18 protein-coding genes are annotated in these 16,036 nt (G+C 53.4%); 9 read left to right on the forward strand and 9 right to left on the reverse strand.

The genetic code is table 11. The features are described from left to right. Positions 1-71: 71 nt before the first annotated feature. Complete coding sequence (locus H6F58_RS11460) at positions 72-827, reverse strand: hypothetical protein (protein WP_195181805.1); 756 nt, start codon at positions 825-827, stop codon at positions 72-74. A 172-nt stretch (positions 828-999) separates the two neighbouring features. On the opposite strand from H6F58_RS11460, the gene H6F58_RS11465 reads away from it, so the two are divergent. Both H6F58_RS11465 and H6F58_RS11470 read left to right on the forward strand, forming a co-directional pair. Next, positions 1,000-1,278 carry a hypothetical protein gene (locus H6F58_RS11465; protein ID WP_195181806.1) on the forward strand — a complete coding sequence of 93 codons (279 nt, stop codon included), beginning with the start codon at positions 1,000-1,002 and terminating at the stop codon, positions 1,276-1,278. 196 nt (positions 1,279-1,474) lie between these two features. Next, entirely contained in the window at positions 1,475-1,777 is a 303-nt protein-coding gene (locus tag H6F58_RS11470) for a hypothetical protein (RefSeq protein ID WP_195181807.1), read from the forward strand. Positions 1,778-2,003: 226 nt separating this feature from the next. On the opposite strand, the gene H6F58_RS11475 is transcribed toward H6F58_RS11470, so the two are convergent. Continuing rightward, positions 2,004-2,606: a hypothetical protein gene (locus H6F58_RS11475; RefSeq protein WP_195181808.1), complete on the reverse strand. Its 603-nt coding sequence runs from the start codon at positions 2,604-2,606 to the stop codon at positions 2,004-2,006. Positions 2,607-2,724: 118 nt separating this feature from the next. On the opposite strand from H6F58_RS11475, the gene H6F58_RS11480 reads away from it, so the two are divergent. The 5 genes from H6F58_RS11480 (at position 2,725) to H6F58_RS11500 (ending at position 7,211) form a co-directional block, all read left to right on the forward strand. Further along, complete coding sequence (locus H6F58_RS11480; RefSeq protein WP_195181809.1) at positions 2,725-3,741, forward strand: peptidoglycan recognition family protein; 1,017 nt, start codon at positions 2,725-2,727, stop codon at positions 3,739-3,741. Further along, complete coding sequence (locus H6F58_RS11485; RefSeq protein WP_195181810.1) at positions 3,742-4,041, forward strand: hypothetical protein; 300 nt, start codon at positions 3,742-3,744, stop codon at positions 4,039-4,041. It abuts the gene before it with no gap. 596 nt (positions 4,042-4,637) lie between these two features. Further along, entirely contained in the window at positions 4,638-5,159 is a 522-nt protein-coding gene (locus tag H6F58_RS11490) for an ImmA/IrrE family metallo-endopeptidase (protein WP_195181811.1), read from the forward strand. Positions 5,160-5,169: 10 nt separating this feature from the next. Next, on the forward strand, positions 5,170-6,177 hold the full coding sequence (locus H6F58_RS11495; protein WP_195181812.1) for a hypothetical protein: 1,008 nt from the start codon (positions 5,170-5,172) through the stop codon (positions 6,175-6,177). Between the two features lie 173 nt (positions 6,178-6,350). After that, positions 6,351-7,211, forward strand: coding sequence for a hypothetical protein (locus tag H6F58_RS11500; RefSeq protein ID WP_195181813.1), 861 nt, complete (start codon positions 6,351-6,353; stop codon positions 7,209-7,211). 481 nt (positions 7,212-7,692) lie between these two features. Here H6F58_RS11500 and H6F58_RS17980 read toward each other — a convergent pair whose 3' ends face one another. From H6F58_RS17980 to H6F58_RS11515, 4 genes are all read right to left on the reverse strand, one after another. Further along, entirely contained in the window at positions 7,693-7,872 is a 180-nt protein-coding gene (locus tag H6F58_RS17980; protein ID WP_206693638.1) for a hypothetical protein, read from the reverse strand. A 210-nt stretch (positions 7,873-8,082) separates the two neighbouring features. Then, positions 8,083-8,448, reverse strand: a complete 366-nt coding sequence (locus tag H6F58_RS11505) for a hypothetical protein (RefSeq protein ID WP_195181814.1) — start codon at positions 8,446-8,448, stop codon at positions 8,083-8,085. A gap of 7 nt (positions 8,449-8,455) precedes the next feature. Continuing rightward, the gene (locus H6F58_RS11510) at positions 8,456-8,920 is read right to left on the reverse strand and encodes a hypothetical protein (protein WP_195181815.1); all 465 of its coding nucleotides are present in this window, start codon (positions 8,918-8,920) and stop codon (positions 8,456-8,458) included. Positions 8,921-9,389: 469 nt separating this feature from the next. Beyond that, on the reverse strand, positions 9,390-9,650 hold the full coding sequence (locus H6F58_RS11515; RefSeq protein ID WP_195181816.1) for a GlsB/YeaQ/YmgE family stress response membrane protein: 261 nt from the start codon (positions 9,648-9,650) through the stop codon (positions 9,390-9,392). Between the two features lie 319 nt (positions 9,651-9,969). On the opposite strand from H6F58_RS11515, the gene H6F58_RS11520 reads away from it, so the two are divergent. Next, positions 9,970-10,152 carry a helix-turn-helix domain-containing protein gene (locus H6F58_RS11520; protein WP_195181817.1) on the forward strand — a complete coding sequence of 61 codons (183 nt, stop codon included), beginning with the start codon at positions 9,970-9,972 and terminating at the stop codon, positions 10,150-10,152. 1,076 nt (positions 10,153-11,228) lie between these two features. On the opposite strand, the gene H6F58_RS11525 is transcribed toward H6F58_RS11520, so the two are convergent. Further along, on the reverse strand, positions 11,229-11,792 hold the full coding sequence (locus tag H6F58_RS11525; RefSeq protein WP_195181818.1) for a hypothetical protein: 564 nt from the start codon (positions 11,790-11,792) through the stop codon (positions 11,229-11,231). A gap of 324 nt (positions 11,793-12,116) precedes the next feature. On the opposite strand from H6F58_RS11525, the gene H6F58_RS11530 reads away from it, so the two are divergent. Continuing rightward, a complete protein-coding gene (locus tag H6F58_RS11530; protein WP_171920393.1) occupies positions 12,117-12,473 on the forward strand; it encodes a hypothetical protein in 357 nt (118 codons plus the stop codon). A gap of 33 nt (positions 12,474-12,506) precedes the next feature. Here the strand turns inward: H6F58_RS11530 and H6F58_RS11535 are convergent, their stop codons facing one another. Then, the gene (locus tag H6F58_RS11535) at positions 12,507-12,995 is read right to left on the reverse strand and encodes a DUF1990 family protein (RefSeq protein ID WP_146275388.1); all 489 of its coding nucleotides are present in this window, start codon (positions 12,993-12,995) and stop codon (positions 12,507-12,509) included. A gap of 6 nt (positions 12,996-13,001) precedes the next feature. Beyond that, on the reverse strand, positions 13,002-16,028 hold the full coding sequence (locus H6F58_RS11540; RefSeq protein WP_195181819.1) for a bifunctional [glutamine synthetase] adenylyltransferase/[glutamine synthetase]-adenylyl-L-tyrosine phosphorylase: 3,027 nt from the start codon (positions 16,026-16,028) through the stop codon (positions 13,002-13,004). Positions 16,029-16,036: the final 8 nt, after the last annotated feature.

The following is a 16,036-nucleotide window of genomic DNA, read 5'->3' on the forward strand; positions in this document are numbered from 1 at the left end:
ATTGGCAGCGGTTATTACGCGCAAGCCGCATAGCGAAGAACCCCAGACTGATTTCAGTCTGGGGTTCTGACCTAGCCCCAGAGCCGGTCGGTTGCCACATTCAAGAGTTCACGCCAGTGCAAGTCGCGGACTTCCAGAGAATCAATGATGTGATGATCAAACCCTGTTGGAACGAAGCGGGGTGAGATCATCCCATCATCGTCGCCTGCCAGATGCTGATTGATATCGAAGTACCCGTACCCGAGTTCCTCGCACGCTAACCGCAGGGTTTCGTTGAACTTATTCGCTAACTTCGTACGCAGAATATCCGAAGCGTAAGTATTCTTTAGCTTCTTCACCACGTCATCGCGTTTCAGTGCATCTTCGGTGCTGTCCGTAAACCGTTCAGTCACGATCCGGGTGATGTACTTGATCGCCTTATCGCGGTCGTAGCAAAGAGTTGGGAGATTGATTCCCTTGATTATGATCCGAGACGCGGGCATTTCAAGGGTCTCAATGTAGCTGAGGTAGGAAGCTACGAAGTAATCGACCAGCTCGCCAACAGGTCGGGTGTCGCCCTGGACGTACTGGCGAAACGGCACACCAAGTTCGATATCCACCTGACCAAGATTGAGCACCAAGAAATCAGGGGTCGCGTTCTCTATCCACTTTGGGATGTCCGACCCAACATTCAATGTGGAAGTCAGTTTTCCCACGCCCGTTACGGTCGCTCCATGAATCACTTTGTTGTAGCAGGTAACGCCTCGAAGGGATTTGTTGATTGTCCGGAGTTGGTTAGTTATACCGAAATACTCCGTATGAGAATCACCGACGACGAGGAACTTCATGTGTGACCTGCTCTAACTGGGTTGAGAGTGCGATGCCTGAGTGCATCCTCAAAAGTTTATCAACACGGTGCAACTTTAGGATTCCACTGACTTGACCAGATCTAATTCTAGGAGGTGGGCCCAATGCGCTCATACGCTTATGAACTGTCCGACGATATGGGCTCGGTTCGGCATGGTTGATCAAATCCCTTGGGCGGCGATAGGTGCGCTCACACCGAATGGGTTGCTGATGGTGACGATCTGGCTGATCCTTTCAGGCAAGCTCGTACCTAAAGCAACGCTGGACCGGGAAACAACCCGTGGCGACCAGTGGCGAGACACGGCAGCGAAAAAGCAAGAGATCATCCAGGTGCAAGCCGAGACAATCCGGGATCAGGCTGTCATCTCCGAAACCGTCGCCAAAGTCATGTCAGCAGTGCAAGAAGCGAACAAAGCTGGTGATGGGTCATGAGCTTCTGGAAACGACACAAGCGAGCAGGCAAAGACGTGGAAGAAGCGTTGGCGGCGAAGATCGAAGCAGACATTGAACTTGCCGCCGTTCGCGCTACACGCCGTGAGGTCGCTAAACAGTCGGAACAGCTCCGAGAAATCAACAAGCAAAACCACTTCAGTGAAGGCCTCTCACGGTCGTTTAGGAGCAAGCCAGCATGACGATTCAACCACTCACCGGGATCCTCATGTCCGTAGCCCTACTCGAAACCGTGATCGTCATGATCGGCTGGCACGGCCTAACTGGTGGCACATGGACTAAGTTTCCAGCAGGCAGGGTACTCATGGGGTTACTCGCTGTCATGGCAGCAATCCTCACCCTCGCCTCATTCTCAAGCTTCGCCCCAACATTCCCCGGCAGACCATGGGTCTACATCAGCCTCTACACCCTACTCATAGGTGTACTTGGCTGGCTCGGCTACACAATCTTCCGCGAACAACAACGACACAACAAGGACTAGTCGCCGGCTAGTCCATTTTTATGACCCGCCACGGTGTGTGGCTGGCAAAGGTCAAGAGCAGAAGGAGCACATGTGAGATACACGAGCGTGATCTATATGTGGCGAGTGCTCCGAATCGTATGTGCTGTCATTGCAGGCTTTGACGTCGTTTTAATAGTCGTAGACATCCACGAGACAGGGTTGGGTCTGCCAGGGGCAATCTCCTATTTATGGTCCGGAGAGGCCCTCACTCGGATTCGGTATCAGCAAAGGCTTCATGCAATTGGGCTATTACTTGATCAGAAAGATCGTCTATGACCTCGATGACTGTCTCCTTAACGGCCTGGCCATCTGCGATCATTTCCGCCACGTTGTCTTTGACTGACGAATAATTTGTGAGCAGAAATACGACAGTGCTGAGCGCGATAATGACAGCTTTCCTTGATCCCCTCGTTCCTTTCCCGAATTTAATTGGCAGGATGTTCGCGATTTGCTCGCGGAAAGGAGCCGGTGCACTACTCAAATTCATTCTGGTGAGCAAGGCCGCTTGCTCGAATGCGGCAGCAACGTTGGCATCGCTCGATTCCGGGTTCGCCGCTACGCGAATAGCGTGGCCCAGGGCCGACGTGACGGAGGCTAAGGCTCGCACCGACCATTCGGGGGCCTGATGGATTATGACCTCGTTTTCGCCAAACGAATAGTTGCCGTCCATAACTTTGGCATGTGACGTGCAGCCGGGAACTGGACATTTATCCCCATTTGCATCCAGCGTGACATTGGTCGAGTTCTCAATCACATACATCGCGGATCCAAACGGGCCGTGTTCTGGGCAAACTGAAGCGATAACCATAGTGCACATCTGATCATTAATTCCATCAAAACAGAATTACCACATGCCATCTCAGGTGGCTTTTTCTATGCCCCGACACGCACCGTGATGGGGATTTCCCATTTCAAAGGAGGCCATAGTGGCTATCTATCCTGGCGCCAAAAAGCGTCTTATCCCTAAGTGGAACAAGGTGAAGATTACCCGCCACCGTCGAATGAACCTGCATGTAGCGGTTCATAACGGCGACAGCCTGTTTTCCATGTTCAGCAATTCCAACTCCGCTTGCAGCCACTTCTACGTGGCCAAAAATGGCACAGTAGAGCAGTACATCAATACTGCTTACCGTTCCGCGTCGGACATGAACGGCAACGACTCCACTATCTCGGTAGAGACTGCCGGCGGTGTGACAAACCCCGACGGCGAGCCATGGACTGAAGCGCAGGTTGAAGCATTGGCAAAGCTCTGGGCATGGGCTCGCGACACCCACGGCATCAAAAACCAAGTCGCCAAGAACACGCAGACCAATGAGAACTCTGCTGGACTATCGTGGCACCGACTCGGAGTAGAAGGCAACTTCGCTGGGCGACCGGGCATCCTGGCAACTTCCTACAAGCCGGGAGGGATCAAGTACTCCTCGGCTCGCGGGAAGATCTGCCCCGGAGACGCTAAGATCCTTCAAATTCCCGGCATCTGGGAACGCGCCAATGGTGACATTGGCGAAGTGAAGCCAGTAGGCAAGCCATCCAAACCGAAGCCCAAGCCAGCCCCCGCCAAGGACAAGTCTGGCGCATGGCCCGAGAAGCCACTCAAGGTCACCGACAAGCACACCGCCCAATCAGATGCGGCATGGCGAGAACTACTAGCGGCCATCGGCTACAAAGACAAAGACCTAGGCAAGAACCTACTCGCATGGTTGTCCAACCTCGAAGACCCACGCACCGGCAAGGGCTACTACGACCTGACCAAATGGGTCAACGACGGTGTCATGGGCCCAGAAGGCGTGAAAGCACTTCAACGCAAACTGTTTGACACCAGGGGTGACGGTGGAAAACCCGCACACCTTTACTTCGGCAAAGCAGATGGCAGGCGACTAGCGCGCACCGTGAACGCCGAAATCGAATATCTAAATCTCAAAGCAAACCGAGGAGTGAAGTAAATGTCTAACTGGACTTCCCTTATCCCTGCCCGTATCCGTTCAGCCCTCTACGTGGGGTTCGGCGTGCTCTCATTGGCGCAGTCATCCATCCTTGCCTACAGTGCCGCTGTGCAGTCTCCTGCCCCCGTGTGGGCTGTAGGTGGTGGCGCTGTCCTCGGTGTCATCGGTGCAGCGTTCGGCTTCGTCGCAGCAGGTAATACCGACACCACCGTGCGTACCGTCAATCTGGATGCTTCTCTATTAGACGAACGCATCAAAGAAGTGCAGGCCGAGTACGAAGGCAAGCATGTTGCTGAGTAAGTGATAGTAAGCCTGATTCTTACTATCATTTTCTAAGAATCGACCCCGCTCACACCGAGCGGGGTCTTTTCTGCGTTAAGGCACAATTGGTTCATGACTGAACGGGATCCACGTTTCGACCACATGCGCCACTACGAAACAAACCGACAACCCTACGTGCAAGTGACCGGCCCAGACCTCGGCAAATACCATGCACGAGTCATCGGCTGGATACCCGGGCAAATATTCATCCAGTACCCCACCAAAATCATCGACTACGCAATTACCAGGCAACGCGAAGTCGCCCAATTCTTACTCTGTCGATAACCCCTGCAAGCACGTATCCGATTAGACAGCTACATGACTATCGCACGCTGGACAATCGGAAGTAGCCTCCCCCGGACGGCCATAAACTACCTGAGGCGTCATTAAATAATGTGCAAACAATCTATTCTTGAAGGTGCTGCAACTTCGATGGCGAAGTCTTGGAGGGATAACCTTGTAGGATCACGATTCGTCACGATATAGGACACTGATGTTCATGGTCACGATGTACCCGAAACGTGGCATGTCCTTGCTACGATATGGAGACGAGGGATGAAAAAGGAGGTGCACTCATGAGTGCCCATAACGACCTTCTGCCAGTTCAGGAGTCTCCACTCTCTACTACGGCTATCCGGCAATACGCCGAGAAAATAGCCGAGCATCATGATTTGTTCGGTGAAGGTTATCAAGCGGATTTGCATGCCCTGGTTTTGAAACTCGGAGGAACAATTGACGTTTCATCGAAGCTCCTCGGTGATGAATCACTGACGGTCAACAGTGCCAGTGATTTCACCATCCATCTTCCTCCTCTAACTTCCGAGCGTAGGGATCGCTTTACGATTGCTCATGAGCTCGGACATTATTTTTTGCACTACTTACAGCCAAGTTTGGATGGTAAATTTCGGTTTGGCAGGGGTCGCCGGAACCGCGCTGAAACGCAGGCGAACTACTTTGCAGCTTCCTTGTTGATGCCGGAATCTAAATTCCGTGACGCGTATATCGAATACTCCGGAGACGATTGGGCGATTGCCGACGCTTTCGGAGTTTCTCCGCAGGCTGTGAACGTGCGCGCACAATCTCTCGGTCTAAAGTGAGCTTGTAATATTGTCGACTAATCAATCGAAATCAAAACTGTTCGTTTCAGCGGACTTGGTAGGTTCTACCAATTACAAACAGAGTGTTCCTGGTTGGCAGAAGATATTTCTCAGTTTCTACCGAGAATTCCCACAGTACGTGCAGTCGGCCAGAAACTCGGTGACAGGGATTGCCAGCAGTGATCGTCTAAAGTTTAATTTGTGGAAAGCTATCGGCGATGAGCTGATATTCGAAATACAGGTCCATGATGAGAATGAAGTCAGTGTTGCTACTCGAATTTGGCTTCAGGCTCTACGCGACTATGAGAAAGAGGTATTAGCAGACGCTACGCTGTCACTGAAGGGCGGCGCATTTATTGCGACTTTTCCAGGTCCGGATAGTGAGTCTACAATCCCGCGCAATCCTGAGTCGGAAACTTCCGATGACCCAGTCGTACTTCTGAACGCCCAGGCATTGGGCGGGCGACGAGCTCATAAGAAATACTTGTACGACTATTTCGGCCCGAGCATCGACACAGGGTTTAGAATTGTTGGTCATGCATCGCAAAGGTACTTCACTCTTACGGTGGAAGTTGCTTGGGCGATTGCCTCGGCTGCACATACTGCCAGTGCCGCACCGGAAACTGAAAATAAAGTGCATCATCTCGACGACTTCAACTTCCTGGGTCTTTTCCAACTAAAAGGTGTTTGGGGTGGCCGCGAATACCCGATCTTTGCAATCGATCGACAGTTCGACGACCCCTTAAACAAAGCGGTGAAACAGCTTGAGTCAAACGGCATCGATGCCGGTGTGGTCTTGAACGTTTGTTCGGCATGCCATCAAGACGAGGGCTGGAGGGGAGCAATCTACCTCCCTGATTCACACAGTGAACATTTCAAGAAAGAGCCTGAAGACGCTATGCGAGAACTCATGGAACGTGAGTCAACGCATGATGGTGCTGAAAGTGCACTGAATGACGACCGCGACACGAACGATGGTAGTCCTCTACCAAACAACGCCCCCTTGGGTGGCGGATGAGTCGTTCCCGAAGTGCAGGACGAACCGTACTTAACCGCAATAGGTGCTAACCCGGAAAGCCGCACTACAGAAAACCGCCCACCTCAACCGAGGGTGGGCCGGTTTCTGCGTTAAATACAGTTCGGTATTTTGATATTCCGAAAATTAATGACAGATTCCCAAGGAAGGAAAACTTGGGAGGAAAGTTGAAGCATTCTAATGCTGACCTTGCTGCGGAAGCGCAGGCTCTACGGTCGTATCTAGCGTTGTTGGACCCATCGATTTTATCTAGGAAGATTGCAAAGTACGAGCAATTAGCCAGGAAAATTAGGTCTCGGCAAGAGATAGCGAAGGATATTTATGACGTTATTCGCGCCGATAGCGGCGGCGTTGGTTGGGCAAAGCTTCCGTGCATAACTCGCACACTTCCCGGTGGCGCAAGGCTATTCCGTATCCGTGGAATCGAAAGTGACGCCGATGTTTCTGAGATAAAACACCTTTGGCAAGCTCCGTCGGTCAGCGTAGGTGCTGGACGGCTCAACATTCCTCGAGAACCTTTGATTTATACCAGCATTGACTCTCCTTCGACTGCAGCGTACGAGGTGCGGATGAAGCCGGGGGATCAATTCGCGTTGATTGAATACGAGTCAAAGATTGATTTGAAGTATGCGCTGATAGGTGAGTACCCAAAAAATGATTACCTTAGCGTGGCAGAGCGAAGAAAATTAGATCTTATTCTCGGATTCTTGAAAGATATATTTACGCAAAGAACCCATCCGGAGGAAAGCCATGTCTATGTGGCTCCGGAGATTGTTGTCAAAAGCTATTATGATTGGCCGGTGGAAATCGCACAGGCGTGGGGATACGGATCAGTGGCCGCACCGAGTGGTACCGGCTACAACGTGTGTTTTCGGCCCGAGGTTGCGAAGGCATACCTTCAGATCAATAAAGCGAGTCTTGGGACCTTCACACTCATTGATGAACATCAAGTACGCGCTGATATTCACAAAGTTGTGGCGCCAGTTCCTAATTCATCGAAACTGATGACACTTTGAAGCGTGATTCTAGGGCACTGAAATCGCGTTCAGTACCCGAATACAGTTCTGGCTGATGCTTCGTCTGGGAAGAGGCGCAATACACACATGGTTCAGAAACCAATTTCTTTATTCCATTGAATCCATGGCCCTATTTCTGGATTGAGGGTTAAAAGCTTGACCACTTCGTCGAATGAAGATGCTAAAATTTGAGCGTCGTTTAGCCGTGAAGTGGGAGTTATATTTCCCATGTCGTTATATTCGGACACCCAGACGTCCGAAAGCATTACATCTCCTGATGAGTTCCTTGAGGTGCGGGTGTGGATCTAAACCACCATGCCGGCCGGTCCTCAAGCCAACACTAGTATTCCGTAATGTGACGCGGTAGCCCCGTCGCGCCTCTCCGGGACCCCGCGACCCGTGCTGCCAGTTTGATCTAGATAGACGATGAATAGAACTGTCCCACACAGGCGAGGGCAGGAAGGTCTTCTGCGTCTCCAACCTAATCTGCGCTGAATCCAATAACGGTCATAGTAACGCCTAGTACGAGCAAGACCAGAGCACCCAATAACATCAAAATAGAACCAGACCCAATCCATAAATAACCGATATATAGACCGATAATCGTGACTAGTATGCCTACCAAGGCTAGGCCGACAAGTCCTGCATTTTTCGCGTTCATTTATTCTCCCAAGCAAGTGACGTATCGGGATCATAGCACCGGTATTATACACAGGGTAGAGCGGATTTTGAGTTTAGGCGCTGATTTACTTTGTGGCCTGAGGCCGGTCAACAATTAGTGCCACCAAGCGATAGTGAGTCCGAGCAAAAACCAAGGGGCAGCACTCCTATAAGAAGTACTGCCCCATCAAGGAGCCCATTTACCAGCACATTAGGTTTGACGCTTCCATGCTGCTAGACCCTCGGGAAGAATATCCAACATGATTCGCATGCGATTCAGTTCGATGTCAATTCCCGGTGGCGGAGTTCTAAGTTCGTTTCCCAATCGTTCCTGTAGCTCCGCACCACGTTCAGGCCAGGGGACGAAATGCTCCTGGTCCGTGTACCGCCCCAATTGCGCGAAGCCTGAAGCGCATAGTTCAAGGCAAACGGAAGATGCACTCTCCAACGCCTCAGAGTCATTCAGAGGCTGCTGACTGGCTTCTGCAACGATCCCCATGACGTGGGCAAGGAGAACCCAATCGTCTTCTCCGTTTTCAATGATTTCCAGCTCAACATCACTCAGTGTTCTAGGCATTCATGTCCTACTTAGCTACATGCACTTTGTACAGTTTGGTAACGCCAGGACGTTTGATGTCAATCGTATACCCGCCGCTTTTACTACCGAGTCGAAGACTGATCCTGGTTCCGTCTTTTTGAGTGATGCTTTTCGGGTAGACCGCATTGTCCACGGTGTAGGCTTTGCTGGAGGTCAACACGCAGTAGGTGTTCCATACTGAGGTGTCATTCGGTGCTTGCCATACCTGAGTTTTGGCTCGGTAAGGGTACTTCTTGTTCAACCATGATTGCAGGCCACTCCAATTGGAGAAACCAAAATGGTTGGGAGCGCAAAACCTGCCGCTAACTGCGGGATTGGCGACGTCTCTGGAAACTGTTTGGGTTGTTGCAACCGTATCTGTTGCGACAGCGGTAGGGGATGCGTTTGCAGTTGTCGGAATCAACAATCCCGCCGCTAGCGACACTGTCACCAAAAACTTCGTTAGCTTCATTATCGAATCCTTCCATCCGAATTATGCTGTCAGGTCAGTCTATGATCTTACGGTTATTTCCCGCTATCGACATTTCAACCACCTAAAGGCAAATATAGGCATAGAAGATGCCTCATAGCCAGCGTTTTATGCTATCGCTAGTCATAATATGTATAGGCCCGCGCTTGGGCGTCGAAAGAGAAGGGTCTATGACACAGATGCTAAAGAAGTATTGGACTGTAACTAGACGAACGTATCGCATTCGGTCGACGCTGTCCGGTGGATCTTTCTGAGGCTAGAAGTTTTCCACTTTGGAACGATGAAGTCGTCTCCACCGCAATAGACTTAAACCGTTGAATCAGGCTGATCAAGAAACCATCTACCGGTTAATTCACAGACGTATCGTTTTGTGGTCAAGCGCTGGTTACTTGAGCAAGGATAAGGCACGGGGCCTCACCCCGAAGAGTGAGACCCCGTCCCGTTGCGCAAACTACGCCTTCTTGCGTGTGATCAGTCCCCAGATAATGAGGACCACCAGCGAGCCACCGATGGCCAGCAACCAAGTTGAAAGCGACCAGAACTCGTTCACTCCGACTCCGAAGATCGCGGATCCAAGCCAGCCACCAACAATGGCACCAACAACGCCGAGCACGAGGGTAGCGAGCCAGCCGCCTCCCTGCTCACCAGGCTTGATCGCCTTGGCGATCGCGCCAGCAATAAGGCCTAAAACAATCCAACCAATGAAACCCATAACTTCCTCCTCAAGGATCGAGTAACTTCGTTCAGCATCTGGACTGAGATGCACTTAGTGAACACTACAGTACTCAGGAGTAGGTTGCTGTACACACAAGTCACAGCGGGACTGCGGCTGGTCTCGACAGGTGTTTAGACATCCCACTTTCCTCCTGCTTAAAATCGATGGTTAGAATCCAGGTCGGAAATTGAGTCAGGAACACTCCGGACGCCTAGGATTGTCGAATCCGATCAGCGCCTTTCCGTCTAAAGTGATATTCGTGGCATAGATAGGGAGATTTTGTCGTCCCTGCCTATTCAAATAGAAAGGTTGTCAGATGGGTAGGAAAATTGCCTATAACCTCGAAGAAGCAGCCGAACAAGTCGGCTACAGCGTACGAACCATAAGGTACGCAATCAAAAACGGCGACCTCATCGCCGGCTACGCGAACAGTAAACCAATCATCAGCCACAAGGCACTCGAAGAATGGGTGGATAACTTACCGTCTGAGCCTTCATGACGAATTGCGATGAACAACGCTTCGTAAAGGTGCAACCGGCTTGGACGATTATAGCGCCGCCCGCGCCCTGACCATTAGTGCCAAGATCGGCCATTCAGTCTCTTGGCGACTCCGTCGGCAGACCTTCTAGCCAAGCGACGAGATCCTGGTGTTGGATCACGCACTTAGTGTTGGCATACCGTGCGATCAATTTGCCTGCTTGAATGTGGCGTTGGAGAGTGCGGACGCTATAGCCCGTTTGAAACGCTGCTTCAGTTAGGTTGTATGCCAACTTTTGTATTGGTTCGTCACCAGGGTGATCACGATTCTCTTTAGTCGGATTCATCTAATTCGTCCCAGGTTTTCATTAGTGTCCGCGTTGAACCACAGGATTAGATTCTGGGTGTCGGGGTGAACCGAATGTGGCTCCACGGAATGTTAGTTTCAATGTTAAAACTGACGGAACAATTATCCCAAAGATGCATCGCTCAGCTCCGTTCCTCTGGTCATGGCAAATGCAAGGGTAAAGGGCCGCTGCGATAGTTCGACCTTCTCCCCCCCCTAATCTCGCCAAGGTTACGCTGACTACTAATTTTCAGTGTTTACGAAATTCTTCGTAAGGCTCTGTGTAGGTCAGAGTCATATTTGCGTCTCCCGCCTTGCCTCTTGCGTGGCCGCTGATCGACCGCGGGCGTAGACGTAATTAGGTCGAACTGTTCCTCTGTAAAACGGTAGATTCGATCCGATATCTGGAGACATTCCCAACGTCCACTGCGAATGTTGGTCAAGACTGTTGTTTTCGAAATCTTGAGACGTTCTGCTACTTCTTGGGGCGTAAAGAATTCTTCGCTCATTGACACTGTCCTCGTTCCTTAGGCAATAAATTGAACCCTTCTCTCAGTTCTTCAGCTGCGATCACTGGCCGGCTGCTCGGATATCTAGCAACAAGATTGCCGAGCTTGATATGAGCGCGAAGGCTGTCTACGCCGACACCGTATGCCTCTGCCGCTTCCTGAATCGTGTAGGCCTTCTTTGGGTCGTGGCAAGGGCAACAGCTCTCACTGGAACTCGACACGAAAATCTCCTACTTCGCTTGGTTAGTTGAACACTTCTTTTTTGATTTCCAATATGACATCTTCCAATGCCGCGATCCCTTTAAGACTAAGTTCGTCCTCGTAGCCGGGGAGCGGAAAGTGGCGCCCGTCTTCGAAGTGCAATGTTAGTTCCGGGTGGCTGGCAACGGCTCCGGTTGCTCTTCTGTCGCCTTTTCCTAAGTCCATGGTTATCCGACTGATCCGGTTGCGTTTCCACAGCACGGTAGGTTCCGGCTCAATACCATTTGGATCTCTGTGAATATGACCGTGGGCATCAATAATTACACGGGGCGTCACAATCAGAATTGAGTACATGTTGATGGCGCCATCGCCGATATCCCCAGAGCCTTGCTTGAAACCGTCCGGGTCTTCAGGGACGTCCACGTTGTGATTCGCGAGCCCGACTGCGAGCTGAGCTTCTTCGAGGCCTATTTCGTCTTGTAGACGCCCGACGGCCTTGCCAAAAATGGTCTCCCTAAGATTCAGCTCATCATCTGTTTCCCAATGCTTCGTATGAGACTTCAACAATTCCAGTACGTCATCGGCCGCATGGTTCGAAATTTCCATAGGCTCGAAACTACCTCAGAATGGCACTTCGCGTCGAGGGTTTTTAATCAGACGTTCAGTAGTGCTCAGTCCGCAGACAGTCCGCAGAAGGTTCAATCAACCCCATATTCGGCTATTAATTTACAACCGTACAAGCCCCGAAATCCAGCGGAAACCACCACTTGCCAACACCCACCGTAAAGGGTGTTTTAGAACGAGCTGTACTACGGTTGCTAATTCCGATCCTGCGCTAGTCGCGGATTAGTTGGTCAAAAGCTGGGCCCCACCCTTTGGTGGGGCCCAGCTTTTTGCTTTCGCTAGCCTGTAGGCCATGGACATTTCCCAGTGGATCGACGCGACGACGGAGAAATAGCCGGCTATCTTGAACCAGTGGCTGAGGACTACAGCAGGGTCCTGCCCCGCAATGTCCCAGGCCACGCCATTTCCAATGACCGCGAATATGCGGACAGCGACGGGCTCTTGCAAGAACGTGGAATCAAGGAGCTAATGCAGCTGTGGACGCTCAACAGGGACTTCGGCGACGCAACCAGCGAGCTGGCGATCCTAGAACTTTCCACCCAAGGGATCATTGTGGCCAATGCGCTGCGCACTAAGGCGCTGAAACCAGCCGAGCGGATCCACATGGACGGACTCGATGTGCAGCAACGGCTGAAACCTGCTGCGTCACGCGCCAGAATATGAAATTCAAGCGACGAATGACTCGGCGGCCACGTTTCAACGCTTGAGGGTGAGCGCCCTGCCATACCGCCACCGCGTGAATTTTTGCGCCACCAATAGCAATGGAAATACGACCCGCCACCCGAGAAGATCAGAAGGCGCGGTCAACGAACGGATCTCCAGGAAGACGTGCGCAGCGCTACGCGTGAGAATAAAAGCTTCCTCGCCGCTGACGGGGTGCCCAGGGCGGGTCCTATAGGCGAATCCCACGCGATCAGCGCTGTGTACTGTATCCACCACTTCAATGGGTTCGTCGATGGCTATGGGCCCGAGCACAGCACGGAGCTGGGGTCGTGCGCCCATTCGCACCGGTTCTTGCGGTTGCACGACGAACCCGCTGCGGGTTTTTATTTCCCAGCGCATGAGCGACTCGGCAGCTTCGCTCCACACCAAGTCACCAGAGCCCAGGTAGTGCCGCCGTTGCCAAACCCGGTGGGTGGTGGTTGTCGGGGCCCAATGTTCTTGCTGGATGCGGGTCAGCGACATGCCGAGTCAGTCTTCGAAGCCATAAAAGAGCTGTTCAAAAACGCTTCGGGCATGACGAGTGGCGCGCAGGTAATCTTCCTCTAGCTCTACGCCGAAGTGCGGCTCATAGCCGCACCATCGTGCCACAGCTTCCATATCCCTCGATGAACTTGGCAGGACATCGCTGGAGCGTCCCGAAGTGATGATTTCGGCGCTTCGGATACGCGTTGCCAACCGCCAGGCGACGGCGAGCTGTTCGCTGTCGTCCTCGGTGATGAACTCCAGCTTCGCCAGCTCTTCCAGGGCTTTCAGGGTGGAGGTGGTTTGCAGCGTCTCATGCTTCCACGCGTGCTGGAGCTGGTAGAACTGAACTAGCCATTCAATGTCGGATAGCGAACCGCGACCTAGCTTCAAATGGCGATTGGGATCGGCACCGCGTGGAAGCCTTTCAGATTCAACACGGGCCTTGATCTTGCGGATGTCCCGGATTTCGCTGTCGTCCAGGCCTTTGCCGTAGCGCACGGGCTTGATCAGGTCGATGAAGTCCTGCGCCAGCGCGGCATCACCAGCGAAGGGACGCGCTCGCTGCAGGGCCTGCCGCTCCCAGACCTCAACCCAGCGCTCGTAATAGCTTGCATAGGCATCGATGGATCGAACCAGAATTCCCTGGCGTCCTTCGGGACGCAGGTCCGAATCGACCTTGAGTTTCACTTCAGCAGGAATTGCCGGCTTCAAGGGCTTGGAAGTCCACGAAACGAGCTCGGTAACCACGCGCAAGGCTTGTTCCTGTGCCGCTTGCGCCTTGGCACCGGGAAGCGGACGCTGAATGAACAATACGTCGGCATCGGAGCCGTAGCCGATTTCCTGACCTCCTTGGCGCCCCATCGCGATCACTGAAATTACGGCGTATTCGCCATGCTTTTGGCGGTCTGCAGCGAGCAGCACCTGAAGCACGCCGTCGACCATTGCTCCATCAATATTCGACAGGGCCTTGCCCACTTCATCGACCGATAGCAGACCCGCGCCATCGGCGAGGGCCACGCGCAAGAACTCACGCCGGCGCACCATGCGGATCATCCGAATGGCGCTTTCGGGCTGCTTGGTGCGGTGAATGATCGACTGGTTCTGCTGCAACAGGCTTTCAAGGTTCTGTGGCATCAAGGATGAATCCGAGCCCAGCCACGCGGCCGCGGCCGGTTCATTAGCCAGCAGGTCGGTCAGGAAACGGGTGTTGGAAAGCAAGTGGCTCAGCCGCTCAGCCGCCGCGTTGGTATCGCGCAGCATGCCAAGGAACCAATGGGACTTGCCCAGCGACTCGCTCAACCGCCGGAAGCCCAGCAGCCCGGCATCGGGATCGACTCCGCGGGCGAACCAGTCCAGCAGAACGGGCAACAGCTGGCGTTGCAGCGAGGACCTGCGGGATACTCCCCCGGTCAACGCTTCAATATGGCGCATGGCCGCCTTGGGATCCAAATAGCCCAGAGCGCGAAGGCGCGCTTGTGCAGATTCGGCGGTGAGCTTGACGTCGTCTGCCGAGAGATTGGAGCTGCTGACCAGCAAGGGGCGGTAGAAAATCCGTTCGTGGAGGGAACGGACCATGCGCTTGGTCTCGTTCCATCGGCGCATGAGCTTCTCTGGACTTGTCGGCTGCAGATCCCCGGCGCCGCGAATCGAGCGTGCCAGAACTCGCTGTGCGCTTTCCACGCGAGGCATCAGGTGGGTCCGCCGGAGCTGGTTCAGCTGAATTCGGTGTTCCAGCAGCCGCAGGAAGCGGTACGAATCATCAAAATTCGTTGCGTCTTCGCGTCCGATATAGCCAATCTCGCTCATGGCGTGGATTGCCAAGGTGGTCGTGGGAATCTGGATATCCGGATCTACACGACCGTGAACCAGCTGGAGAAGCTGGACGGTGAATTCAACATCCCTCAGGCCGCCCGGGCCGAGTTTGATTTGCCACGCAACGTCGTCCTTGTCGATGTTGTTGCTGACCCGTCGACGCATGGCTTGAACAGATTCAACGAAGCCATCGCGTTCGGAACTGGACCAGACCATGGGCGAGACCATGCGCTCGTAGGAACGACCGAGTTCTGCGTCGCCGGCGATACAGCGTGCCTTGAGCAATGCCTGGAACTCCCACGAATGTGCCCACCTGCGGTAGTAGGCCTCATGGGAGGATAAGGTTCGGGTGAGCGCCCCGTCTTTGCCTTCTGGGCGCAGGTTCGCATCCACTTCCCAGAGCATCGGCTCGGGGCCGGGGACCATCAGGGCACGGGCAGTATTCCCGCAGATCACGGTGGCAATGGCCGCTGCCAGGTCCTCTTCAATGCCCGGCGCAGAACCGTGGACGTAAATGACATCAACGTCTGAAATGTAATTGAGCTCTCGGGCGCCGCATTTGCCCATGCCGATAACGGCGATATTAACGAGGTCCACATCAACCGGGTCGTATTGTTCAGCTACCTCAGCGCGGGCGATGGCCAGTGCGCCTTCCAGCACCGCTCCGGCCATGTCGGCCAGCTCGGCCGCGACGTTCGGCAGGATTCGTTGCGGGTTGCCCGAGCCCAGATCACGGTGTGCCAAGGAGAGCAGTGCCATCCGGTAGCTCGTGCGCAAACGTTGCCTGGCTTCGGCACCGGTAACCGAGGAGACCCAATGGCCTCGGCTGGTGCGCTGGGCATCGATGGATGCGAGCATGCTTTGCACCAGGTGCTCGCTGGTGGCCTGCACGAACTCTGCCGATGGCGCAGTGCGGACTGTGTCGAGTGCCTGGGGGCAACGTATCAGGAATTCACCGAGCGCCGACGAGCTGCCCAGTATTCGGACCAGCCCTTGGCAGCTCTCCGGGTCCATGAAGATATCGATGGCTTCAGGATGGCGGTCAACCAGGCGCAGGGCCAACAGCAGGGCCTGGTCAGGATCGGGCGCATGAGCCATCTTGCTCACGATCAATTTCGGATCAATCGGTGCCAGTTCCTTGGCTTGAAGGAATTTCTTGGCCCGTTCTATATCGCTGAAACCAGCGTTGATCAATGATCGCGAGGATACGTCCGGCATGGTGATTC

It is taken from the genome of Glutamicibacter sp. FBE19 (assembly GCF_015524875.1).
GTDB classification, from domain to species: Bacteria; Actinomycetota; Actinomycetes; order Actinomycetales; family Micrococcaceae; genus Glutamicibacter; species Glutamicibacter halophytocola.